The following is a 6753-nucleotide window of genomic DNA, read 5'->3' as shown; positions in this document are numbered from 1 at the left end:
GCAACCTCGCCGCCGCCGACCTCGACCAGCTCGCCCGGGCCGTCAGGCGCGGCCTGAAGCAGATCCAGTACCGCCCTCACCTCATCGACGGATGCCTCGCCGCCACCGGCCTGATCATGGACGGCTGAACCATCCTCAGGCCGACATCACGAATTCAAGTTCAGTAGCGGATCGGGTGCTCCTTCGTATTCCCGACCGGCTCGACACCAGCACCGACCGGGACTGCCCTGAGTTGTGAGCGCAGTCATGTTCACTCTCGTCAGCGAGCGAATGCCGAGTTGCTGGGTGGCCGGGCTGGGCAGCGGGACTCTGACGCTGGCGCCCCCAGAGTGGCGGTGCCCCGGGTTATGGGAAGACTACTTCGAAGCCGAGCTGGCAGCCGTCGCCGAGTACGACCGCAGGCGGGCGGAGATCATCGCTCAGGCATGACCGGGTGGGGCAGTTCGCTGTCGAGCCTGGCTGTCTCCTGGCCGGTCCCAAGACGCACAAACCGTGGGTGTGGTGAGCCAGTGCTGGCAGGAGAACCCAGTGGGGCGAGCGGGGGCCAGCGGCTCTGAGCCGACGGGTGAGGTGGTCGTCCACACCGCACACATCGGACCCGATCAAGGCCCCAGTCGAAGAAGCCACCCGCCCACAGCACCACAGCCACCTACCCGAGCGCCGCCAGAGACAGCACATGACCACTACTCAGCGTGACTCGACCGATCTCTGGGCCGCCGCTCACAAGCCACAGCTCGGAATCGCAATCTATCGATCGGAGTCACGCCGGGGTCGCCCGGTGCCGCGATTCCGTCGGACCATCTTATTAGACTCGATGTCGATAAGAATGCCCGAAACCCTTGTCGACGGCACTACCCGCGAGTAGGTTGCGGTTAGTCGCGCCGCCACCAGCAAGGTCAGGAGGCTCCCCATGCCCCGCGCCACCGAGCCCACCCCCGTCCACGACAGCCTCGTGCTGGAGCCCCGGGACGTCCGTTTCGACTGGTCGCGGCTGCCGCTGCACTGGATCCCCGACGAGCCGATGGCCACCCACACCATCAACGTGCTGCACCTGCTGCTGCCGGAGGGCGAGCGCTGGTTCGTCCGGGTCTTCAAGGAGGCCCTGCCGATGATCACGGACGAGCAGCTCCGCGAGGAGGTGCTCGGGTTCATCGGGCAGGAGGCCATCCACGCCGAGGCCCACCAGGAGGTGCTGGAACACCTGCTGGCCCAGGGGCTCGACCCGCAGCCGTACATCCGGCAGGTCAGCTGGTTCTTCCGGCGGGTGCTCGGCGACAAGCCGGGCCTGACGGCCACCCAGCGCCGCGAGAACATCATCGAGCGGGTGGCCGTCGTCGCCGCCGTCGAGCACTTCACCGCCTTCCTGGGCAACTGGGCGCTCAACTCGCCCGGCCTGGACCGCGCCCAGGCCGACCCGACCATGCTCGACCTGCTGCGCTGGCACGGCGCCGAGGAGGTCGAGCACCGCAGCGTCGCCTACGACCTGATGGTCCACCTCGACCCCGGGTACCTCCGCCGGGTCCGCGGCATGGCGGTCTCCGGGCCGCTGCTCGTCCACCTCTGGGTGCGCGGAGTCCGCTTCCTGCTCGCCGCCGACCCCACCCTGCACGGCCGGGTCAAGCCCACCTGGCGGGAGGCCCAGCAGATCGGCCGGCGCGGCCTGCTGCCCGAGTTCGGCCGGATGACCCGCTCGGCGGTCCGCTACTTCAAGCCCGGGTACCACCCGACCCAGGAGGGCTCGTCCAGCCAGGCCCTCAGCTACCTCGCCACCTCGCCGGCCGCCCGCGCCGCCGCTGCCCACTGATCCGGAGCCGTACGGATGGACCTCACCACCCCGCCCCCCGACCTGTACGGGCGTCCGGGCCCCGACCGCTTCCTGCAGCGGGTCACGGCCTTCGGCGACCGGTACCCGCGCGCGATGGGCCGGCCCCTGCTGCGCCGCCGTCCCGGCCTGGCCGCCCCCCGCCCGACCCCGCCGCTCCAACTCGCCGTCACCGGGCACCGGGTGATCGCCACCGAAGTGGTCGAACTGCGCCTCGCCGCCCCCTCCGGCGGCACACTCCCGGCGTGGCAGCCCGGCGCGCGGCTGCTGCTCACGCTCCCCTCGGGCCGCGAGCGCCACTACTCGCTCTGCGGCGACCCGGCCGACCGCGCCACCTACCGGATCGCCGTCCGGCGGGTGGCCGACGGCGGGGGAGGCTCGGCCGAGATCCACGACGACCTGCACGTCGGCGCCCGGCTCACCGCCCGCCACCCGCGCAACGGCTTCGCCTTCTGCGCCGAACCGGCCGTCCTGCTGCTGGCCGGCGGCATCGGCATCACCCCCCTGCTCCCGATGGCCTGCGAGGCCCACCGGCTGGGCCTGGACTGGCGGCTCGTGCACACCGGCCGCAGCGCCGACTCGATGCCCTTCACGGACGAGCTCCGCGCCCTCGACCCCGACCGCGTCACCGTCCTCCCGGACACCGACCGCCCAGGGGCGGAGCCCCCGAGCGCCGCCGACCTGCTCGGGTACGCCCCCGACGGCGCCGCCGTCTACTGCTGCGGCCCGGCCCCCATGCTCGCCGCCGTCCAGGCCGCCTTCGAGGCCTCCCCGGCCAGGGCGCTGCACTTCGAACGCTTCGGCGCCGCCCCGATCCTGGACGGCAGGCCCTTCACCGTCCAGCTCGGCGAGGACGGGCCCCGGCTCGACGTCCCCGCCGACCGCTCCGCGCTGGACGTGGTGCGCGAGCTGCGTCCCGACCTGCCGTACTCCTGCCACCAGGGCTTCTGCGGCACCTGCCGGGTGCAGCTGCGCTCCGGCACCCCCGAGCACCGCGACCGCCGCCTCACCGAGGAGGAACGCGCCGCCGGAGCCCTGCTGCCCTGCGTCTCGCGCGCCCCCGAAGGCGAGACACTGGTCCTCGACCTGTGAGGAGCCCTGACGTGGCATCCGTGAAGTCATTCCCCTTTACCGAGCACGACCTGGACCGCTTCCGGGAGACCCAGCAGCTCGCGTACCACTGCGCCGAGCAGGTGGCCGCCTGGATCGAACCCGGGGTGACGGAGCGCCAGGCCACCGCGAAGCTGCGCCACTGCCTGGTCGCGGCGGGCGTGCAGGACTTCTTCCACGTCCCGTTCGCCTGGTTCGGCGACCGGACGGCCTTCCGGCAGTTCCGCACCCCGCTGCAGTTCTTCGCCGGCGGCCGCAAGCTCGAAGAGGGCATGCCGTACGTGCTCGACTGCGCACCCGTGGTCGACGGCTACACCGCCGACATCGGCTACGGCGGCAAGGTGGGCGACAACCCGGTCTGGGACCGGCTCGCCGCCGACCTCCAGGTCTACCGCGAGCTGATCCTCCGTGAGGTGCGGGCCCGGAAGCCGCTGAACGAGGTGTACGCCGCCGTGGACGCCCAGATCGCCGCGCACGGCTACGACAACCGGCACCAGGTCTACCCGGGCCGGGTGATCGGCCACCAGGTGACCAGGACGACCGCGCGCGGCCCGGCCGGGGTCAACCTGTTCGGCTTCGGCGTCCGCACCCTGCAGACGCTGGGCCGCGAGCTGATCAGCGAGCGGATGCAGGGCCGCTCCCCGCTCTGGGCGGACGGGCGCTCGTCCCGCCACGCGCCGACCCCCGGCCTGTGGGCGGTGGAGCCGCACATCGGCTTCCGCGAGGTGGGGATCAAGTTCGAGGAACTGCTGGTGGTCACCGAGGACGACGCCTACTGGCTCGACGACGACCTGCCGCACGTACGCCGCTGGACGGCCGCCGCAGCGGCTGCCGCCACCACCGCTACCGCTACCACCGCCACCGCCACCGAGGAGGCAGCCCGATGACGATCCGCCGCCGTACCGTCCACTCCGGCGGACTGCCGCTCGCGGTGTTCGAGCAGGGCGACCCGGCCCACCCGACCGTCCTGCTGGTGCACGGCTACCCGGACACCCACGTGGTCTGGGACGACGTCGCCGCCGACCTCGCCGCCGACCACCACGTGGTCCGCTACGACGTCCGAGGGGCGGGCGCCTCGGGTGTCCCCGCCACCCGCGACGGGTACCGGCTGGAGCTCCTGGGAGCCGACCTGTCCGCCGTCGCGGACGCCGTCAGCCCGGACCGGCCGGTGCACGTGGTGGCGCACGACTGGGGCTCCGTGCAGTCCTGGGAGGCCGTCACCGAGCCCGGCGCCGAGCGGCGGATCGCCTCCTTCACCACCATGTCCGGCCCCTCGCTGGACCACCTGGGCTTCTGGCTGCGCCACCGGCTGCGCCGGCCCACCCCCAAGCACCTGCGGCAGCTGCTCGTCCAGGGCGCCCACTCCTGGTACATCACCGCCTTCCACCTGCCGGTGCTCGCCCCCGCCGCCTGGCGGCTCTGGCTGGCCCGTGCCTGGCCCCGGGTGCTGCGCGACCTGGAGGCCGTCAGCCCGCGCCCGGGCCACCCGCAGCCCACCCTCAAGCAGGACGCGGTGCGCGGCATCGAGCTGTACCGGGCCAACATGCGGCCGACGGTCCGCCACCCGCGCGAGCGGCCGACCGAGGTGCCCGTCCAGCTGGTCACGCTGAGCCGGGACCACTACGTGAACGAGTTCCTCTCCGAGGGCCTGGAGCGCTGGGTGCCGCACCTGACCCGGCGCACCGTCCACGCGACCCACTGGTCGGCCCTGCTGGAGAAGGGGCCGGTGGTGGCCGGGCTGGTCCGCGAGTTCACCGCGCGGATCGACGCCGGGCAGACCCAGTCCCCGCAGGACTCCGGGCAGCTGGTGGTCGTCACCGGCGCGGGCAGCGGCATCGGCCGGGCCACCGCGCTCGCCTTCGCCGAACAGGGCGCCCGGGTGGTCATCGCCGACCGCGACCTCCCCGCCGCCGAACGTACCGCCGAGCTCTGCACCCTGGTCGGCGGCCGGGCCCACGCCTACCCGCTGGACGTCAGCGACGGCGCGGCGTTCGACGCCTTCGCCCAGCAGGTCGCCGCCGAGCACGGCGTGCCGGACGTCCTGGTCAACAACGCGGGCGTCGGCCACTCGGGGACCTTCCTGCAGACCACCGAGAAGGAGTGGCAGCGGGTCCTGGACGTCAACCTCTGGGGCGTCATCCACGGCTGCCGGGCCTTCGGCACCATGATGGCCGAGCGCGGCGAGGGCGGACACATCGTCAACCTCGCCTCGGCCGCGGCCTACCTGCCGTCCAAGCTGCTCGCCGCGTACGCGACCAGCAAGGCCGCCGTCCTGATGCTCTCCGACTGCCTGCGCGCCGAGCTGGCCCCGGCCGGGATCGGCGTCTCGGCGATCTGCCCCGGCATCGTCAACACCAACATCACCCGCACCACCACCTTCTCCGGCCTCAGCGCGACCGAACAGTCCGCCAAGCAGCAGAAGGTCTCCAAGCTCTACGCCCGCCGGGGCTTCCCGCCCGAGAAGGTGGCCACCGAGATCCTGCGCGCCGTCCGCACCGGCAAGCCCGTCGTCCCGGTCACCTTCGAGGCCAAGGCCGCCCGCCTCCTCGGCCGCCTCTCCCCGGGGCTGCTCCGGCTGGCGGCCCGGTTCGACGTGGGGTGAGCGGCAGCGCCCGGCGGGGCCTGTGACGGCCTGCCCGGGACGCCCCGCCCGTGGCGGACCTGACCACGGGACCGCCGGAGGTGCTCCCGGCTCGACGGTCCGGGCCCGACTCGCGGGATTTCCTGGACAGGTGTCCATGTAGAGTGGACACCTGTCCAGAAACTCGGCGACGACGGAGTGGGAGCTTCACGGTGGAGACGACAGCTGCGGTCCTGGTCGGCCTGGTGGCCGCCCTGCACGCGTACATCCTGGTGCTGGAGATGTTCCTCTGGGAGAAGAAGCCGGGCCTTGAGCTGCACGGCTTCGACCCGGCACTGGCGCGGGCCACCGCGCCGCTGGCCGCCAACCAGGGCCTCTACAACGGCTTCCTGGCCGCCGGGCTGGTCTGGGGGCTGGTCGCCGCCGATCCGACGGGCTTCCGGGCGCAGGTGTTCTTCCTCGGCTGCGTGGTCGTCGCGGGTCTGTACGGCGCCGCCACCGCGAACCGGCGCATCCTGTTCGTCCAGGCGCTGCCCGGGGCACTGGCGCTCGCCGCCGTCCTGCTGGCCCACCAGTGACCACTGCACCACCGGCCGACCCCAGGGCCGCCCGGACCAGGGCCAAACTGCGCCGGGCACTGCTCGACGAGTGCGAGCAGCACCCGCTGGCGGAGGTCGGCGTCGCCGCCCTGGTGCGGCGGGCCGGGGTCGGCCGCGCGACCTTCTACCTCCACTACGCCGACCTGGAGGCGCTGGCCGTCGACGCCTGCGCCGACGTGGTCCGCGAGGCCGTGGACGCCCTGCACGCCTGGCGCGGCACACCCGACCCGGCCGCCCCGCCGCCCGCCCTGGCCGACTTCTTCGCCGGCCTGGCCCCGCACGCCGGCCTCTACCGCGCCCTGCTGAGCCCGGGCGGCGGCGGGCCGCTCGGCCAGGTGCTGCACCGGGATCTGCGCGCCCGCAGCCGCTCCGAACGCATCCTGGCCGGCGCCCCCGAGCCCGACCTGATCGCCTCGGCCGTGGCCGCCACCTTCGCGGGCGTCCTCGCCGACTGGCTGCACGGCCTCGTCGAGGGCAGCCCCGACCTGATCGCGCACCAGGTCTGGCGCCTGCTCGTCCATCTCCATCGCATCCCGCTGTCCTGACGGGCGGCACGGCTCCCCGCGCCCTGCCGTCGTCCCCCGGAGCCGTCCGCGGACGGTGCCGCACGCCCACCTTCCCGCGCGTCGGAGAGTAGTGGT

At 73.3% G+C, this 6753-nt stretch carries 6 protein-coding genes and 1 pseudogene; all 7 read left to right on the top strand.

Annotation, left to right across the window (positions count from 1 at the left end):
- Positions 1–128: pseudogene (locus ABD330_RS32505) on the top strand (IS630 family transposase); the annotation flags it as partial.
- A 782-nt stretch (positions 129–910) separates the two neighbouring features.
- Positions 911–1804, top strand: a complete 894-nt coding sequence (locus tag ABD330_RS20425) for a metal-dependent hydrolase (protein ID WP_344467152.1) — start codon at positions 911–913, stop codon at positions 1802–1804.
- A gap of 15 nt (positions 1805–1819) precedes the next feature.
- Complete coding sequence (locus ABD330_RS20420) at positions 1820–2914, top strand: PDR/VanB family oxidoreductase (RefSeq protein ID WP_344467150.1); 1095 nt, start codon at positions 1820–1822, stop codon at positions 2912–2914.
- Positions 2915–2925: 11 nt separating this feature from the next.
- The gene (locus tag ABD330_RS20415) at positions 2926–3819 is read left to right on the top strand and encodes a M24 family metallopeptidase (protein WP_344467148.1); all 894 of its coding nucleotides are present in this window, start codon (positions 2926–2928) and stop codon (positions 3817–3819) included.
- Positions 3816–5534 (top strand): SDR family oxidoreductase, encoded by a 1719-nt coding sequence (locus tag ABD330_RS20410; protein WP_344467146.1) that lies wholly within the window; start codon positions 3816–3818, stop codon positions 5532–5534. Before ABD330_RS20415 ends, ABD330_RS20410 begins: the two co-directional genes overlap by 4 nt.
- Positions 5535–5725: 191 nt before the next feature.
- The gene (locus ABD330_RS20405) at positions 5726–6091 is read left to right on the top strand and encodes a DUF1304 domain-containing protein (RefSeq protein ID WP_344467144.1); all 366 of its coding nucleotides are present in this window, start codon (positions 5726–5728) and stop codon (positions 6089–6091) included.
- On the top strand, positions 6088–6657 hold the full coding sequence (locus ABD330_RS20400) for a TetR/AcrR family transcriptional regulator (protein WP_344467142.1): 570 nt from the start codon (positions 6088–6090) through the stop codon (positions 6655–6657). Before ABD330_RS20405 ends, ABD330_RS20400 begins: the two co-directional genes overlap by 4 nt.
- Positions 6658–6753 lie beyond the last annotated feature (96 nt).

The organism is Kitasatospora kazusensis, from assembly GCF_039529945.1.
In the GTDB taxonomy this organism is placed as follows: Bacteria; Actinomycetota; Actinomycetes; order Streptomycetales; family Streptomycetaceae; genus Kitasatospora; species Kitasatospora kazusensis.
The sequence above is the reverse complement of the archived record's forward strand: the minus strand, read 5'-3'. Positions and strand labels throughout refer to the sequence as shown.